This window comes from Oribacterium asaccharolyticum ACB7, assembly GCF_000238075.1.
Lineage (GTDB): Bacteria > Bacillota > Clostridia > Lachnospirales > Lachnospiraceae > Oribacterium > Oribacterium asaccharolyticum.
Genome location: NZ_JH414505.1, coordinates 274,863 through 292,331, shown reverse-complemented (window position 1 = coordinate 292,331; position 17,469 = coordinate 274,863). Strand labels below are relative to the sequence as shown.

At 44.4% G+C, this 17,469-nt stretch carries 12 protein-coding genes and 1 pseudogene; 12 read left to right on the top strand and 1 reads right to left on the bottom strand.

Features of this window, described 5'->3' with window-relative positions; all coding sequences use genetic code 11:
• The first annotated feature begins 2 nt into the window (after positions 1-2).
• The 6 genes from HMPREF9624_RS06260 to HMPREF9624_RS06235 all read left to right on the top strand — a co-directional run bounded on the left by HMPREF9624_RS06260 (position 3) and on the right by HMPREF9624_RS06235 (position 8,645).
• Positions 3-3,161, top strand: coding sequence for a type I restriction endonuclease subunit R (locus HMPREF9624_RS06260; RefSeq protein ID WP_009537020.1), 3,159 nt, complete (start codon positions 3-5; stop codon positions 3,159-3,161).
• 283 nt (positions 3,162-3,444) lie between these two features.
• The gene (locus HMPREF9624_RS06255; RefSeq protein WP_009537019.1) at positions 3,445-4,434 is read left to right on the top strand and encodes a class B sortase; all 990 of its coding nucleotides are present in this window, start codon (positions 3,445-3,447) and stop codon (positions 4,432-4,434) included.
• Positions 4,435-4,632: 198 nt separating this feature from the next.
• The gene (locus HMPREF9624_RS06250) at positions 4,633-5,712 is read left to right on the top strand and encodes a methionine ABC transporter ATP-binding protein (RefSeq protein WP_009537018.1); all 1,080 of its coding nucleotides are present in this window, start codon (positions 4,633-4,635) and stop codon (positions 5,710-5,712) included.
• Positions 5,700-6,380 carry a methionine ABC transporter permease gene (locus HMPREF9624_RS06245; protein ID WP_009537017.1) on the top strand — a complete coding sequence of 227 codons (681 nt, stop codon included), beginning with the start codon at positions 5,700-5,702 and terminating at the stop codon, positions 6,378-6,380. The genes HMPREF9624_RS06250 and HMPREF9624_RS06245 overlap by 13 nt, the downstream gene beginning before the upstream one ends.
• 38 nt (positions 6,381-6,418) lie before the next feature.
• The gene (locus HMPREF9624_RS06240) at positions 6,419-7,327 is read left to right on the top strand and encodes a MetQ/NlpA family ABC transporter substrate-binding protein (RefSeq protein WP_009537016.1); all 909 of its coding nucleotides are present in this window, start codon (positions 6,419-6,421) and stop codon (positions 7,325-7,327) included.
• Between the two features lie 85 nt (positions 7,328-7,412).
• A complete protein-coding gene (locus tag HMPREF9624_RS06235) occupies positions 7,413-8,645 on the top strand; it encodes a M20 family metallopeptidase (RefSeq protein WP_330361854.1) in 1,233 nt (410 codons plus the stop codon).
• Positions 8,646-8,798: 153 nt separating this feature from the next.
• Here the strand turns inward: HMPREF9624_RS06235 and HMPREF9624_RS06230 are convergent.
• Positions 8,799-8,993: pseudogene (locus tag HMPREF9624_RS06230) on the bottom strand (hypothetical protein); the annotation flags it as partial.
• 134 nt (positions 8,994-9,127) lie between these two features.
• Between HMPREF9624_RS06230 and HMPREF9624_RS06225 the strand changes: the two are divergent.
• From HMPREF9624_RS06225 to HMPREF9624_RS06195, 6 genes are all read left to right on the top strand, one after another.
• Complete coding sequence (locus HMPREF9624_RS06225) at positions 9,128-9,709, top strand: hypothetical protein (RefSeq protein WP_009537013.1); 582 nt, start codon at positions 9,128-9,130, stop codon at positions 9,707-9,709.
• Between the two features lie 346 nt (positions 9,710-10,055).
• Positions 10,056-10,406, top strand: coding sequence for a hypothetical protein (locus HMPREF9624_RS06215; RefSeq protein WP_009537012.1), 351 nt, complete (start codon positions 10,056-10,058; stop codon positions 10,404-10,406).
• 373 nt (positions 10,407-10,779) lie between these two features.
• The gene (locus tag HMPREF9624_RS06210) at positions 10,780-13,290 is read left to right on the top strand and encodes a ribonucleoside-diphosphate reductase subunit alpha (protein ID WP_009537011.1); all 2,511 of its coding nucleotides are present in this window, start codon (positions 10,780-10,782) and stop codon (positions 13,288-13,290) included.
• 308 nt (positions 13,291-13,598) lie between these two features.
• Positions 13,599-14,642 (top strand): ribonucleotide-diphosphate reductase subunit beta, encoded by a 1,044-nt coding sequence (locus HMPREF9624_RS06205; RefSeq protein WP_009537010.1) that lies wholly within the window; start codon positions 13,599-13,601, stop codon positions 14,640-14,642.
• 263 nt (positions 14,643-14,905) lie between these two features.
• Positions 14,906-15,700: an HAD-IIA family hydrolase gene (locus HMPREF9624_RS06200; RefSeq protein ID WP_330361853.1), complete on the top strand. Its 795-nt coding sequence runs from the start codon at positions 14,906-14,908 to the stop codon at positions 15,698-15,700.
• A gap of 4 nt (positions 15,701-15,704) precedes the next feature.
• The gene (locus HMPREF9624_RS06195; protein ID WP_009537008.1) at positions 15,705-17,378 is read left to right on the top strand and encodes a DUF4091 domain-containing protein; all 1,674 of its coding nucleotides are present in this window, start codon (positions 15,705-15,707) and stop codon (positions 17,376-17,378) included.
• Positions 17,379-17,469 lie beyond the last annotated feature (91 nt).

Genomic DNA, 17,469 nt, shown 5'->3' with positions numbered 1-17,469 from the left:
TTATGAGCACTTACAACATCATTGCCGCAAGCAATGAGAGTACCGTGGTTGCGGAATATACGCCGGAAAGCTCGCGCTCTGACAGCTTCCAGAGTGAAGAAGCTTTAGAAAAGGAATTCATCCGATTGCTGACCATGCAAGGATATGAGTACCTTACGATTCATGATGAAAACAGTCTGATTTCCAACCTTAGAAAACAGTTGGAGATTTTGAATGATTATGCTTTTACCGACAGTGAGTGGAAGCGGTTCTTTACGGAGATTCTTGCTAATGCGAACGAGGGTATCGTAGAGAAAAGCCGCACCATGCAGACCGATCATGTGAAGGTGCTTCGCAGGGATGACGGAAGTTCCAAGAATATTCAGCTTATAGACAAAAAGAATATTCACAATAACCATCTTCAGGTCATTAACCAGTATGAAGAATCTGAAGGTAAGCACGATACACGCTATGATGTGACCATTTTGGTCAATGGTCTGCCTCTTGTCCATGTAGAGCTGAAACGCCGGGGCGTTGCCATTCGGGAAGCCTTTAACCAGATCAAACGCTATCAGAGAGACAGCTTCTTTGCGGCAAGCGGTTTATATGAGTATGTGCAGATTTTTATCATCTCAAATGGAACGCACACCAAGTATTACTCCAATACCACACGGAACAGTCATATCAAGGAGATGGGCGAATCTGCAAAGCAGAAATCGAAGAAAACCAGCAATAGCTTTGAGTTTACTTCCTTCTGGGCAGACGGCAACAATAAGGTGATTGCCGACCTGATTGATTTTACAAAAACCTTTCTTTCGAAGCATACGATTCTGAATGTACTGACCAAGTATTGTGTTTTTACGACAGAGGATATTTTGATGGTGATGCGTCCCTATCAGATTGCGGCGACTGAGCGTATCTTGAACCGCGTCGACGTATCCACCAACTACAAGAAGATGGGAACACCGGATGCAGGAGGATATATTTGGCACACCACGGGAAGTGGAAAAACGCTGACCTCCTTTAAGACAGCACAGCTTGCCTCCGCACTTCCCAATGTGGACAAAGTTTTGTTCGTGGTTGATAGAAAAGACCTGGATTATCAGACCATGAAAGAATATGACCGCTTTGAGAAAGGCTCTGCCAACAGCAATGCTTCTACCAGAATATTGCAAAGACAGCTTGAAGACAGAGACGAAAAAGGCGGTTATCATCCGTATAAAATTATCATCACGACCATCCAGAAGCTGGACAACTTTATCACGAAGAACAAGGGACATGAGGTGTTTGGCAAGCACGCGGTTATTATCTTTGATGAGTGTCACCGCAGTCAATTCGGAGAGATGCACGCTAAAATCATCAAGGCATTCAAGAATTATCACCTGTTTGGATTTACCGGCACGCCGATTTTCGCCGTTAATGCAGGAAAAGGAAAGCACATGGAATTGCTGACTACGCCGCAGACCTTTGGTGATCAGCTCCACACCTATACCATCGTGGATGCCATCAATGATGAGAATGTGCTTCCGTTCCGTATTGATTATGTGAATACGGTCAAGGAAAAAGAGAATATCAAGGACAAAAATGTTTCAGCAATCGACATTGAACGGGCGATGGGGGCACCGAGACGTATTCGAGAAATTGTAAAATACATTCTGGAGCATTTTGATCAGAAAACCAAACGAAACAGCTTCTACTCCCTGAAGGGGAAACGTATGGCCGGCTTCAATGCAATATTCGCTGTTAGTACCATTCCTATGGCCATGAAGTATTATACAGAGTTTAAAAAGCAGATTGCCGCAAGCCACCGCCAATTTACGATAGCAACGATTTTCAGTTATTCTGCAAATGAAGAGGATCCGGAAGATGTCCTGCAAGAGGAGGGTTTTGATACCGACGCCCTGGACCAAACTTCCCGCGACTTTCTAGATAGTGCAATTAAGGATTATAATGCTACGTTCAACACGAACTTTGATACCTCTTCCGACAAGTTTCAGAACTACTACAAAGACTTGTCTATGCGAGTGAAGAACCGTGAAGTGGATTTGTTGATTGTTGTAAATATGTTCCTCACGGGTTTTGATGCTACAACGTTGAATACGCTGTGGGTGGATAAGAATCTCAAAATGCATGGACTGATTCAAGCCTATTCCAGAACCAACCGTATTTTAAATTCTGTTAAGACCTACGGTAACATTGTTTGTTTCCGTGATTTGCAGAAGGCTACGGATGACGCAATCGCTCTCTTTGGCGATAAGAATGCAAGCGGTATTGTTCTTCTCAAGAGCTTCAACGATTACTGGAACGGCTACGAGGATAACCACGGGAAATATCATCCGGGCTACGTTGACTTGCTTGAAAAGCTGGAAACAGAATTCCCTCTTGGTACGCCGATTGTTGGAGAACAGGCAGAGAAGGACTTTATCAAGCTGTTCGGTGCCATCCTCAGCATGAGAAACATTCTTTCGTCCTTTGACCAGTTTATCGAAATGGACAGTGTTGCCGAACGGGATTTACAGGATTATCAGAGTATCTACCTTGACCTCTACGACAAGTACCGTAGAAAAGAAGATGCTGAAAAAGAGGATATAACGGATGATATTGAATTTGAAATCGAGCTAATCAAGCAAGTGGAAATCAATATCGACTACATCTTGATGTTGGTTGAAAAATATCACGACGGTAACTGTGAAGATAAAGAAATTCTCTCTTCTATCCGTAGAGCAGTTGACGCAAGTATGCAGCTACGTAGCAAGAAGGAGCTTATCGAAGCATTTATCAGTCATGTCAATGTGGATACGCAGGTAACGACAGACTGGCGACGCTTTGTTCTGAAGCAGGAAGAGAATGATTTATCGAAAATTATCACCAGCGAAAAGCTAAAAGAGGAAGAAACCAGAAGATTGGTTGATAATGCATTTCGTGATGGAGTGTTCAAAACGGCAGGAACGGAAATCGACAAACTCATGCCTCCGGTTTCCCGTTTCGGCGGTGGCGGCAGAACCGAGAAAAAGAAAGGTGTAATCGAAAAACTGAAAGCATTTTTCGAGAAGTACTTCGGGCTTGGAATTGCTGAATTCCGAACAGAGGAACAGGAGAAGCCTACGATTTATGATACAGAGTCGAGCTACCGGATGGAAGCAGCAGAGGAATCTGCACCATATGGAGAAAGAGACAATTAAATCATTCCTAAGGCAAGGGCGATTAACCGTAAAAAGTTGGTCGCCTTTAACTTATAACAAGTGGTGCAGGAGAAGCCGGAGACATCTTAGTTATAAGGGGAATCTTGAGCAAAGCATAGATAGTATCATTATGGGAAAGATGAAAAAAACGTAAAAATGGTTGATGAAATACATAATAAATTGTATCCTCAATCAAGCAACAAGGTTGAAACTTTGCGTTCCTATACTAGCGACAATGAACTGCGAGTGTGTGTGCCTGTTAGAGAAAGAAGGAATCAGGTAAATGGAAGAGAACAGAAACGAAGAGAATAGAAATGAAGAGAAGAAAGCAGCAGGACAAAATATACAAACCATAGAAGAAAAGACGGAAGATGCGTCTTCCGGAGATAGAAGAGAACCGCAGCCTTCTAAAAGGTCTTATAAAAGAAAGCGGGAGAGCATAATTCATAAGATTATCCCCCTTGTTTTATTCATTTCCATGTTGGTTTTCGGCGGATTATTTCTGCGGGACTTTTTAGAGTATAAAGCGGCAGATGACGAATATGCCGCTTTGGAAGAACACATTGTTGTCCAGCCGGAGACGGTACAGCAGAAGGAAGAAAAAAAGAAAGAGGAGGGCTCCGTGGAAGAGAAGGAAAGTGAACCGGAGACAGAGGCACCGGAGCCTGTTGACATTGCACATCCCAAATTTCAGATTAATTATGATACTTTAGCGAAGATTAACGGAGATTTTACTGCCGTTATCTATGTGCCTGCAATCGGTATAAGTTATCCGGTTGTGCGCAGCAAGGATAATGAAGATTATTTGCACCGAACATTTGAAGGAAAGGCAAACTTTGCCGGCTCCATATTTTTGGATGCCAATGCAAAGGGAAGCTATGACAATAAAAATACCTTTATCTTTGGCCACAATATGAAAAATGGGTCCATGTTCGGAAAGCTGAAGAATTTTTTGAAGGATCCGAGTCTTGCGGATTCGAATCCTTATGTTTTCCTCTGTAAACCGGATGGAATTTATCGCTATCGCATTTATTCTTATTATTTAACAACCACGGAGAGTGACATTTACGCGGACTTTGAAGGAGATAGCGGATACGATCGTTATGTGCAATTGACAAGCAAACTTTCATCCTATAGAAATTATCCGAAAGGGGCGATTGACTTTTCTACACGTCCGAATCTGATTACGCTTTCAACCTGTTCAGGTCCATCAGGAGGAAACCAGCGTTTTATTGTGCAGGCAGCCTTTGAGGAGCTTTATCCAAATTCTTGATTTTCTGTTCTGCTATAGTTTATTCCTATAACAGGACATATAGAACAGCGATTAGACAGGATTCAAAAAAATGGCTATAATCCCAAAATATTCATAATCTTTCCGGGGTACTCCCGAAAAGGATGAATATGGAGGGATTTTTAATGCATAACGAGCGTCGTACATAAAGTGCGCAATTGGAAGCCGGAGGAGAAAGTTATGGGGATTATTGAATTAAAGAATATCGTAAAAACCTTCCCTTCGGAGAAGGTCGGTGAGGGCGTTCATGCGGTGAGAGATGTCAGCTTGACGATTGAAGAGGGAGATATTTTCGGGATTATCGGCTATTCCGGTGCAGGAAAGTCTACCTTGGTTCGTTGCATTAATCTCTTAGAAAAACCGACAAGCGGAGAGGTTATCGTAGAGGGGAAAAACATTACTGCGTATTCGGAAGTAGAGCTTAGAGCTGTACGGCGGAGAATGGGGATGATTTTCCAACATTTTAACCTTTTAAATTCTGCAAATGTTTTTGAAAATATTGCTGCACCACTCAAAAATCAGGGTAGAATTTCCGGAAAAGAAATCAGGGAAAGAGTCGAGGAAATGCTTCGTTTAACGGGACTGGAAGATAAAGCAAGAGCTTATCCTTCACAGCTTTCGGGTGGTCAGAAGCAAAGAGTGGCTATAGCAAGAGCCTTGGTAGGAAGACCCAGGATTCTTCTATGCGATGAGGCGACTTCCGCGTTGGATCCGAATACTACAACACAGATTATTGAATTGCTCCGTTCTTTACAAGAAAAGCTGAAGCTTACGGTAGTGATGATTACCCACCAAATGGAAGTGGTGAAGAGCATTTGCAATAAGGTTGCCGTGATGGAGGAGGGAAAGGTTATCGAGGAAGGAAGTCTTGTAGAGGTATTTTCCGAACCGAAGTCCAGCATCACGAAAGAGTTCCGTGAGAAAACGCTTTACCGGAAGGAAGCGATTGCCCTTGCGGAAAAGAACAAGAGAAATCTTTATGAACTTACCTTTATTGGAGAGAAAGCCAATGATCCGGCTATCATGGATTTGGTTCGAAACTACCCCGTAGAGGTGTCTATCCTGTTCGGTAATATCGAAATTCTTTCAGGTGTCCCCTTTGGAACCCTTACGATAGATATGAAGGGAGAAGGGAAAGATATTCTGGATGCGGTGGCATACTTAAAGAGTAGAGAGATTAAGGTGGAAGAGCTTGGAGGACATAAGATAGAGGAAAGAAAAGAAGAGAGAAGAGAGGAGGACAAAATATGGAATGGCTAAACAGTATGTTTCCGAATGTAGAAAAGCTTTGGCCCTATATTGTGAAATCCTTGAATGAGACGCTCATCATGGTCAGTATCTCCGGCGTGTTTGCGGCAGCACTCGGCGTTCCTTTGGGAATTGTCCTTGCAGTGACAAAGAAGGGAGAACTTTTATCCTTCCCGCCGCTCTATTCCATTCTTTCCAAGATTGTGAATACGGTGCGTTCCATCCCTTTCGTCATCTTGATTGCATCCATTCCCTGGCTTGTTCGTGCCATTGTGGGGACGACAATAGGAATGAAGGGAGCCATTGTTCCTCTGATTATTGCCTGCATTCCCTTTATGGCGAAGCAGACGGAGCTTGCGCTCCAAAGCATTGACAAGGGAGTGATTGAGGCATACCGAGCAATGGGTTTTTCGGAAATTGCCATCATTTTCAAGGTTATGCTGAAGGAAGGATTTTCCGCCATTATTCAGGCGGTGACCATTATGCTGGTCGGTCTTATCAGTTATTCGGCGGTAGCCGGATCGGTAGGCGGCGGCGGACTCGGAGACTTTGCCATCCGTTACGGCTATGGGCAAAATAAGACCGATGTCATGTTTCTGACGATAGTCATCATGCTTGTCATGGTGTTCTTCGTACAATGGGTGGGAGACAGCTTAAGTAAGCTGGTAAGCCATCGATAAAAGTACTATATACAGTTTTGTTTAGAGGAGAGAGGATTATGAAAAAAAGAATTTTAGCATTAGGACTTACCGTAGCACTTGCTGCAGCTTCCTTAGCGGCATGCGGCGGTGCAAGCACAAAGACTACAGAGAAGGCAACGGAGGCAGGTACAGAGCAGGGCAGTGAGAAGGCAACAGAAGCTGCAAAAGAAGAGAAGGCGGATGCCGGGGAGCTTCGTACCTACAAGCTCGGTGTAAACGGTTCCGACCACGAGGAGTGGGAAAAGGCAAATGAGCTGCTTGCAAAAGACAATATTAAGCTCGAGATGGTAGAGTTCAGCGATTATGTTAAACCGAATGAGGCTTTAGAGGACGGAGAAATTGATTTAAATGCTTTCCAGACAGAGATTTATTTCAATAACTTTGTGAAGGAGAGAGGCTATACCGATTTGGGAATTCTTGCTTATACGCAGGTTGCTCCGATGGGAATTTACTCTTCCAAGTATAAGAGCTTGGACGAGGCAACAGGTCATTTAATCATTGCTATTCCGAACGATGTAACTAATGGAGGAAGAGCACTGAAGTTCCTCGAGAAGAACGGCTTCCTGACCTTGAAGAAGGAAGCGGGATTGACTCCGACCGTAATGGATATCGAAAAGTATAACAAGGATGTGGAGATTGTGGAAATGGTAGCAACCCAGATTCCGGCGTCTCTCCCTGACTTATCATTTGCCTGCATTAACAACGGTGTAGCGAAGGATGCGGGATTAACCCTTAAGAACGATGCCATCGTTTATGAGGATTACAAAGAGCCGGATATGAAGAATTACTGGAACATCATTGTGGCAAAGAAGGATCGCATTGAGAGCGAAGACTTCCAGAAGATTAAGAAGGCTTACAATTCCGACGAAGTTAAGCAGGTTGTTTTAGAGCACTACGACGGACAGTCCATCCCGGTTTGGGACTAATTTGTATAGGATATAGAGGGGTCGATGAACCTAAGGAGGAGCCTTGCTCCTCCTATTTTTAAAAGAAGAAACGGAGGAAAAGAATATGGGAAAGAAAGGAATAGGAGAAGCGCAGATTTCAGATAGAGAAGAAAGAATTGTAAAGAAGATAGAAAAAGAGGGAAAGCTTTTTCAGGATCTGGCGCTGGCCATTCATAAAAAGCCGGAAGTCAGTAACTATGAGTTTTTTGCATCGGAAGAGCTGTCAAAGACACTTTCCTCCTTCGGCTTTTCTGTGGAAATGCCTGCAGCAGGACATAGGACAGGATTTGTAGCAAGCTATAAGAGTAAGAAAAAAGGGCCGGTTGTAGTGTTCCTTGCGGAATATGATGCCTTAGAAGGGCTGGGACACGGCTGCGGACACAATCTTTTCGGTACAACGGCCTCTCTTTCCGCTGTAGCCTTAAAGGAAGTGATTGATGAAGTGGGCGGTGAAATCCGTGTTTACGGGACACCGGGAGAAGAAGGCGGCGAGGAGGGCTCTGCGAAGGGCTCCTTTGTGAGAGAGGGCTATTTTAAGGATGTAGACTTTGCGCTTTGTGCTCACCCTGCTGATGAGCACAAGAGGACGGGAAGAAACTTAGGCTGTGTGCCGGTGGACATCGAGTTTTGGGGAAAATCCGCCCATGCGGCAGGAGAGCCGGAAGAAGGCATCAATGCCTTGGATGCGCTTATTCAGACCTATAATTCCATCAATGCATTAAGACAGCACTTGACTGATGATACCCGAATCCATGGCGTTATTCTTTCCGGTGGCTCTGCCCCGAATGTTGTACCGGACTATGCCCATGCAAAATTCTATCTTCGTACCAGTGCAAAACCGAGCCTTGAAGCCTTATATAAGAAGGTGGAAAATGTTGTAGCAGGCTCTGCCCTTTCTATGGGAGCGAAGGGAAGGATGAAAGCTTATCAGAATTGGGTGGAAAATATCGTGCCTACCCCTTCCTTTGATGACCTTTATGAGAAACATTTGAACCGCTTCGGCGAGAAGTTTACCCCCTGTGATTGGAAGGCACTGCAGATGGGCTCTTCCGATGTGGGAAATGTTTCGCAGGTGGTGCCCACCATTCAGCCGAGTATTTGCATCAGCAAAAAGAAGATTCCTGCTCACAGCTCTGAATTTGTAAAGGCTTCCTGTTCAAGCCTCGGCTTAGAATCTATCCTGCTTGGGGCGAAGGTTCTTGCTTTTACGGCATTGGAGCTTTTTGAAGAGCCCGAGACCTTAAAGAAAATCAAGGCGGAACACAAGGCGCAGATAAAGAGACAACTGGAGTTTTAGAAAAGTTGGGGTATTTATTATTCTATTTTTCTAAACAGAGATACTAAAGAGATACTACAAAGATACTAGAGACATACGATTCTTTTCTTAGAAAGCGAGCCTTTAAAAAAACACTGTATAATCCCAATAAACAGGGAGAGTACAGTGTTTTTTGATAAAAATAACATAGCTTTCCGGTAAATAATCAAAAGATTTTCCTTTTTTTGAAATATTCATGTCTATAAGTCCGGAATGATAGCGTGCTCGTTTTGGGCTGGCACCTAGAGAGTCATTTTGCAGTTCAATATTGTGAATATTTCCCTCCTTATCCATACAAAGGCAATCAAGAACCAAAGAGCGTCCCTCCAAAATTTGTCCTGCGTATGCGAGAGTAATCCATAGACGAATATAGTTGCCTTTCTCTTGTAGTTTATGATTTCCGCAATATAATGGACTGCAAAGGAATTAGTCTTGTGTTTTACCTTAAGATTTGGAGGAAGAGGATGGCAGAGTTACAGTATAACTTAATTGATAATTGGGAAAAGAAAGAGGTGGATCTTTCTGCGCTGGAAGAAGCTTTAGAGCAGGGAAACTCTAATCGCTATAGTGGAAAGGTTTTTCATGATATTGCCGCAAAATGGAAGAAATACAAAAAGAGAGGTGTTTCGAATCTTTACCTTTTAAAGGAAGCTGAAGATGAAGGTCTGGCCTGTGCGTACTATGCTTATTCGATTACAAATGGTGTGATAGAGGAGGCACAGCTGGAAAATTTGTGTATGCTTTGCGCAGAGAAGCTCTCTACTGGAGAAATGCGTGCCAGTGCATCCTTCTGTAAGCCATCTGAATGGTGGGATACCAATCCTACTTATCTTACGAAGTTGGTGGAGAAGGGAGAGGCAGATAGGCTGTATGAATACCTGAGTGCACAGCTGTTCCCCCAAGGGATAGTTCTCACTTCTCTAAGTGCGAAAATGAATGCTAAAGAAGAGCTTGCCTGTTCAGCAATTGCTTGGGGTCTAAAGGAAGGCGGATTTTTCAAAAAAGGTGCTTACATGAGTAGAGCAATCGATAATCGCTATCTTTAAAGCTGCGTAGCCTGTCTAAACGTATAAGCTTTAAAACGGTAAAGCAAAAATCCCCTGTTGAAACAGCATATACAGGACGGTGCCGGAGAAGATGGAAAGCAACATATTCCGCTTCCGGCAATGGAGCAGAGCATAGTCGGACCCAAAGCAAGAAATTCCGGAAGTCCATGGTTTCCGCTAAATAACTGTACATTACGAAGACAATACACCAAAAGTAGAGGATATGGTTTTGGAATCGAAGGAAAAAACGATGAAAAGGACAGTGTTAAAACTAGGAAAATTTAATGCTATACTATACAGATAGTAGTAAAAAGTGAAATTCGAGCTGTTTATGAAGGAGGAGCATATGACGAAAATGGAAGTAAAACAGGAAGTGGAAAAATTACTTAAAGCCAACAGTCTTTGTCCTGAAGGAAAAGAAGCTGTGCAGGCCTATCTGGAGGTCTACGGGACTGCGGACGAAAAGGGTAAAGCAGAAGCACTGTTACAGGAACTGGAAGAGGATATTACCAGTATTGATGGTTTGATTGCTTTTGCGGGAAGCGAGCATGGAAGACAGATTTTTGGGGAAGAGAAGGCTGCGGCAGTTTTGAAGGCTGCCAAGGAAGCAAAGGAAAAGGGCGAGGAGACTTGTATTTGCGAGGCATGTCAAATCGCTAAGGTAATTTTGGCTAATAGGACTGCTTTGCTTTCCTAAACGAGATATCGCACGCTTTGCGCACGATACTCGTTATGAATAAGATTTAAAACCCCGATACCCGTTGCAAAATGCGGCATCGGGGTTTTTTATAAAAAATTGTAGTTTTTTTCTATATAAAAAGTCCTTGAGAAAAATGCTAATCCTTGATATATTGTGTTGGTGCCAATTAACGGACACAAGATTTTGTATTTTAGAGGGATTCCTTCCGTATTAAAAAGATACCCTTTTACAGCCCTGTTTACTGCTTAAAGCTGTATTTTTTTTGCCATTCTACCCGTCTTTTGAAAAATGTTTTACGGAAAAAATCGTAGGTCAGCTTACGGAATGTCTTACAAAATCAAGTGTACATCAGATAAAGGAAGCGGTTCAAATGAAAACAATCATTAAGAGGGGACTCGGAGAAGAGGATTACAGAGGAGAGAAGATTGAAAAAGCCATGGAAAAGGCCTTTCTTTCGGAGGGAATTACAGTAGAGGAGGAGAAACTCCATTTTCTTTTGGGAAAGGTGGAGGAGACCTTAGAGGATAAGTTTCGTGTTTCCGTGGAAGAGATTCAAAATGCGGTAGAGGAAGCCCTCATGCAAAACGGGGACTACCGTGTAGCGAGAGCCTATATCCTCTATAGAGAGAAGCGGACTCTGCTTCGCCATTTAAGGCAGAGAATCAAGGAAGAAATCGGAGAAGAAGGCATAGAGGAAGTTTTAAAGAAGATCCAGAAGGATTTTCCGGATTATGACCTCTCCCGTCTTTCCGCAAAGTATCTTTCCTTAAGTAAGGGAGAACAGGAAATTCCGAAGCGCCTCGCTCTTCTTACAAGAGCGGCGGCAGAGCTTACCACGCAGGAGGAGCCGAACTGGGAGAAGATTGCGGGAAGACTGCTTTCCTACCATTTCCATAAGGAACTAAAGAGGACGGAAGAGAGTCGTGCCCTTCACGGCTTCTATGAGAAGCTTTGCTATCTGACTGAGCAGGGACTTTACGGAAGCTATATTTTGGAGGCTTATACGAAGGAAGAAGTGGAAGAGCTTGCGAAGGTGATTGACGAGGGAAGAAATGACCTCTTCACCTACTCCGGACTGGACTTACTTCTTTCCCGTTATGTCATTCGAGACAGACAGCATATCGCGCTCGAGTCTCCGCAGGAGATGTACCTCGGTATTGCCATGCACCTTGCCATGAAGGAAGAAAAGAACCGCGCCTTCTATGTCAAGGAATTTTACGACATCATGAGCCTGCATCAGGTAACCATGGCGACCCCGACCCAGTCCAATGCCAGAAAGCCTTACCATCAGCTTAGCTCCTGCTTTATTGATACGGTTGCGGACTCTTTGGACGGCATTTACCAGAGCATTTCCCGTTTTGCCGATGTTTCCAAGTACGGTGGCGGTATGGGAATGTATTTCGGAAAGGTACGCTCCCGCGGCGGAAAGATTCGCGGCTTTGAGGGGGCAAGCGGCGGAGTTACTCGTTGGATTCGTGTGGTAAATGATACAGCGGTTGCGGTAGACCAGCTTGGAATGCGGCAGGGTGCCGTGGCAGTCTATCTTGATGCATGGCATAAGGATTTGCCGGAATTTTTACAGCTTCGTACCAATAACGGCGATGACCGTATGAAAGCACATGATGTTTTCCCGGCAGTTTGCTACCCGGACCTTTTCTGGAAGAAGGTAAAGGAAGACTTAAATCAGGAATGGTATCTGATGGATCCGCACGACATTTTCCTGATTAAGGGCTACTGCCTAGAGGATTTCTACGGGGAAGAATGGGAAAGCCGCTATGAAGACTGTGTGCGCGATAACCGAATCAGTAAGAGAGTTTATGTGTTAAAGGATATTGTGCGGCTGATTTTAAAGTCTGCGGTAGAGACCGGCACACCGTTTGCCTTTTACAGAGACACGGTAAACCGCATGAATCCGAACAAGCATAAGGGGATTATTTACTGCTCCAACCTCTGCACGGAAATCGCACAGAATATGAAAGAAGCGGAAATTTTGGAGCGAAAGGTCATTACGGAAGAGGGTGATGAGGTCATTGTCAGCACCGTAAAGCCCGGCGATTTTGTGGTTTGTAATTTGGCTTCTCTCTGCCTTGGAAATATTGATGTGGAAAATAAGGAAGAGCTACAGAAAATCACGAAGACCGTGGTTCGTGCCCTCGACAATGTCATTGACCTAAACTTCTATCCGGTTAAGGAAGCGGAGCTGACCAATAAGAAGTATCGCGCCATCGGGCTCGGTGTTTCCGGCTATCACCACATGCTTGCGAAGCACCATATTGCGTGGGAGTCCGAGGAACATTTGCGCTTTGTGGATACCGTTTTTGAAAATATTAACTTTGCGGCAATTAAGGCGAGTGCAGAGCTTGCCAAGGAGCGCGGAAGCTATAGAGAATTTGCCGGCTCCGAGTGGGAAAGCGGAGAGTATTTCCGTAGAAGAGACTATAGCTCTTCCGAATGGAAGGCGCTGGAGAAGGAAGTGCATGAAGGAATCCGAAATGCATGGATTTTGGCAACGGCACCGACCAGCTCCACATCCATTCTAATTGGAACCACAGCGGGATTGGATCCGATTATGAATCGTTTCTTCTTAGAGGAGAAGAAGGGAGCGATCTTACCGAGAGTTGCTCCGGAGCTTTCCATGGAGAGCTATTGGTACTATAAGTCAGCACACCAGATTGACCAGACCTGGTCGGTACGGGCTGCGGGACTTCGCCAGAGACATATTGATCAGGCACAGAGTGTAAATCTCTGGATTACCAATGATTACAAGATGAGTGAGCTTTTGAACCTTTATACTTTGGCTTGGGAGTCCGGTGTGAAGACGATTTACTATGTGCGTTCTAAAGCATTGGATCCGGATGAATGTGAGTCTTGCTCTGCATAAGGGAGTAATCGATTCCTCTGCATATGCCGCTTAAGGCCTACTGCGTTTCCTACTCGCCCCATGCGCCGATGCACTCGTGCTCCTTGCGAACTCGCTTCGCTCAGACACGCATCGCACTCGTTGCTAGCATGGGGCTCCTAACGGAAGCCTCGTAATAGCCTTTTCACAGCATATACGGAGGAAGTCTCATAAATTCCTCCCTTATACATGAGGCTGTTTATCTATAAAAATTGAACTATGCCTTTTTAAGGATCATAAAGACAATAGATTACTCTGCTGCATTCATGCAGTAGGAAAGGAAATATAGAATGGAAGAGATTAAGCGTAAGCCTTTATTTAACCCGGAAGGGGATATTGATGTTCGGAATCGTAGGATGATCAATTTCAACACGACAAACATCAATGATTTTAACAATATGAAGTACGAGTGGGTTTCGGACTGGTATCGTCAGGCGATGAACAATTTCTGGGTGCCGGAGGAAATCAACTTAAATCAGGATAAGAGTGATTATCCGAATCTTACTGCTCCGGAGCGGACGGCTTATGACAAGATTTTAAGCTTCCTCGTATACCTGGATTCCCTGCAGTCTGCGAATCTGCCGAATATTTCGCAGTATGTTACGGCAAATGAGGTCAACCTCTGCCTTTCTATCCAGACCTTCCAGGAGTGCATCCACAGCCAGAGCTACAGCTATATGTTGGATACCATTTGCAATCCGACGGAAAGAAATGACATTCTTTACCAGTGGAAGACGGATGAGCACTTGCTTCGCAGAAATGAATTTATCGGAAACCTCTACAATGAATTTGTGGAAAAGCAAACGAAGGAGAGCTTCCTCCGTGTCTGCATTGCAAACTTCATCTTAGAGGGAATCTACTTCTACTCCGGCTTTATGTTCTTCTATAACCTCGGAAGAAACGGAAAGATGCCGGGCTCCGTGCAGGAAATCCGTTATATTAACCGCGATGAAAATACACACCTTTGGCTGTTTAGAAACATTCTTCTGGAGCTGAAAAAGGAAGAGCCGGAGCTCTTCGATGAAAAGCATATCGAGGAAATCACCGCCATGATAAAAGAAGGTGTAGAGCAGGAAATTGCTTGGGGACAGTATGTTATCGGAGAAGCCATTCCCGGCTTAAATGGAAAAATGGTGGAGGATTACATCAAGTATCTGGGAAATCTACGCTACAGTTCCCTAGGCTTCGGAACCCTTTACTTGGGCTATGAGAAAGAGCCTGAGTCCATGAAGTGGGTATCTCAGTATGCCGATGCCAATATGGTAAAAACGGATTTCTTCGAAGCACGATCCACCGCCTACGCAAAGAGCACTGCAATTGAAGATGACCTATAAAACGAGATATCGTGTGCCTTTCGCATGAGACTCATTAAGAATAAAGATAAAGACAAAAAATCCGCGACAAGCTTGCTTGTTGGCGGATTTTTGTTCATAATGAGTATTGTGTATAAGGGTAAGATATTGTGTTTATCATGTATGCTATAGGAAAAGCATACGGTATTCCGTTTATCGTGAATACTATAGGAAAAGCATACGATAATGTATTTACTGCGGGCATGAAAAAGGTACCCGTTTGCTCAATGGATAAGGAGAAGTATATGATTAATTTTAATGAAATGAAGGGGTTCATTTCCGATATGGACGGTGTACTTTACCATGGAAATACTTTGCTTCCGGGAGTAAAGGAATTTGTGCAATGGTTGCAGGAGGAGGGAAAAGAATATTTATTCCTGACCAATAATTCGGGACTTACCAGGCGAGAGCTGAAGCAGAAGCTGGAAAGAATGGGGCTGGATGTACCGGAAGAGCGTTTTTATACCAGTGCACTTGCTACTGCGGCCTTTTTGAAAGAACAAAGTCCCGGATGCTCGGTGTATGCTATTGGGGAGGCAGGACTTCTCAATGCGCTGTATGATGCGGGAATTACCATGAATGACGTCAATCCGGATTATGTGGTTGTGGGGGAAGGAAGAACTTATTCACTGGAGACGGTAACCAGAGCCACCAATTTAGTCTTGAACGGGGCAAAACTGATCGGAGCCAATACGGATGTCTCCGGACCTACGGAAGACGGCATTTCGCCTGCTTGCGGAGCACTGATTGCACCGATTGAAATTGCTACGGGACAAAAAGCCTATTTCTGCGGGAAACCGAATCCCTTAATGATGCGAAAGGGACTTCGTATTCTAAACTGCCACTCCGGAGAAGCGGTTATGATTGGAGATAGGATGGATACGGATGTGATTTCCGGTTTAGAGAGCGGAATGTCCACGGTATTGGTACTGTCGGGAATCTCGGATGAAGAAACCGTGAAACAATATGCCTACCGCCCCTCTATTGTGTTAAACGGAGTAGGAGACATTGTCAAAAAGGCAAAGGAAGATTTGGGGTGATGCTATGACAACATATCAATTTGCATTAGTGGATGCACTGGAAAAGGTTCTTCCGAATCAGGAACCGGAGAAAATGGACCATTCCGTTTTAAAAGGATATGCAGGAGAGAGGCTCTCCTTCCAACTTGCCTACAGTTGCCAAAATGATGACAGAGGACACAGCGGCAGGCATTTTCGGATAGAAGTGATTTCAGATCTGAAGGCACAGATACAGCTTAGGAAAGTAGGATTGGTGCCCTGCGCCTATCCCTGTCATGGCGTAGCGGATGAAAATTACCTGTCCAGAGAGGCGGGGCTGTATCCGGATGTTCTTCTTCCTTTTTCCGAGGAAGAGGAGATCCAGGCTGTTCCGGGACAATGGAGAAGTCTGTGGGTCGATATTGATTTAGGAGAGGGAAATAGGCAACCCGGAAAGTATCCGATTCAACTAATCCTTTCCGATGCGCTGGGGAATCGGCTGCAAGAATACACTTTGTTTGCCGAAGTTTTGGAAGGAAATCTCCCGGAGCAGACACTTCTGCACACGGAATGGTTTCATGCGGATTGTCTGGCGGATTATTATCGGGTTCCTGTCTTTAGTGAAGAGCATTGGAGAATCATTGAAAATTTCATGAAGACTGCAGTGCGCTGCGGTGTGAATATGCTTCTCACTCCGATTTTCACGCCTCCTCTCGACACGGCAAAGGGTGGGGAAAGAACGACGATTCAGTTAGTGGATATCCTGTATCAGGATGGAAAATACAGTTTCAAGTTCGAAAAACTGCATAGATGGATTTCTCTTTGTCGAAAACACGGAATTCAGTATCTTGAGATTTCCCACTTGTTTTCTCAGTGGGGAGCTGTTGCGGCGCCGAAAGTGATGGCCCAAACGGAAGAGGGTCGGGAATGTAAACTTTTCTCCTGGGATAGTCCGGCTGTGGGGGGAGAATATACCGAATTCCTGAAAATCTTCCTACCGGAATTAAAGGCCTTTTTAAAAGAGGAAAATATCTTGGGGAACAGCTATTTTCATATCTCCGATGAGCCAAATGAGGACAATATGGACAGCTTCGGTGCAGCAGTCGAATCGGTAAGAGCGCTTTTGGCGGACTGCAAGGTAATGGATGCTTTAAGCAGCTTTGAAATTTATCGAAGAGGCTATGTACAACGTCCGGTTGTGGCGGTAAATCATATTGAGCCCTTTGTGGAGGCAGGAGTAAAAAATCTCTGGGCATACTACTGCACGGGGCAGGCTGTGGATGTTCCTAACCGTTTTATTGTAATGCCCTCTGCAAGAAACAGAATCCTCGGTGTCCTTTGCTATATTTATCAGGTAGAAGGCTTCCTGCATTGGGGCTTTAATTTCTATAATTCGGAAAAGTCTATTGAGCATATTGATCCCTATGCGGTTACCGATGCGGGAGAGGCATTTCCTTCGGGAGACCCCTTTATCGTTTATCCCGGAAAGGATGGGACTGCTTATGAGTCGATGCGTTCCGTGGTTTTGGAAGAAGCCTTATCGGATATTCGGGTATTAAAGATGGCGGAACAAAGTCTTGGTAGAGATAGAGTTCTAAAAGGCATTGAAGAGACGGCGGGAATGAAGTTGAGCTTTGCAAATTATCCCAAGGATAAGAGCTTCTTTACTGCGCTTCGTGAATGGGTGGATAAGAGTTTGCAGGAAGATACGGGGTGCTAGGAATCTCTTTTTCTATGCCGTGTGCTTTAAGGACAGCTTACGCCTGAGCACACCTGTCTCTATAGAGATTATTTCTTGTTTATTAAAAAAG